General features: G+C 42.7%; 1 protein-coding gene. It reads left to right on the top strand.

What is annotated here, in order from left to right; all coding sequences use genetic code 11:
- Positions 1-29 precede the first annotated feature (29 nt).
- Positions 30-337: ATP-binding protein (locus tag AAEY55_RS18175; RefSeq protein WP_350552624.1), on the top strand; the 308-nt coding region annotated here is incomplete at its 3' end.

Raw genomic sequence — 337 nt, 5'->3', positions numbered from 1 at the left:
AACAAAGCTTTATAGAGCGCGTCAGTTTATTGCTAACGCATGAAATTGATACGCGTGACCAAAGAAAAATAGAGCGATTGGTGCGACAAGCAAAATTCCGTGTACCGGGTCAGTTAAATCAACTCATTTACTCGCCGAAGCGTAATCTAGATAAAGCACAAATACGCGGCCTCAGCCAAAGCACCTGGCTGAGTTTACATCAGAATATATTAATTACAGGCGCCACCGGCTGTGGCAAAACCTACCTCGCGTGTGCCTTGGGTCACGAGCACTGTTTACAAGGAAAAAGTGTCTTCTATATTCGATTAAAAGAATTACTTGAAAGTCTATTTCTAGC

The sequence above is a fragment of the Pseudoalteromonas sp. 120-MNA-CIBAN-0494 genome (assembly GCF_040308885.1).
GTDB classification, from domain to species: Bacteria; Pseudomonadota; Gammaproteobacteria; order Enterobacterales; family Alteromonadaceae; genus Pseudoalteromonas; species Pseudoalteromonas nigrifaciens.
This window is presented reverse-complemented; position numbering and strand designations above follow the sequence as displayed.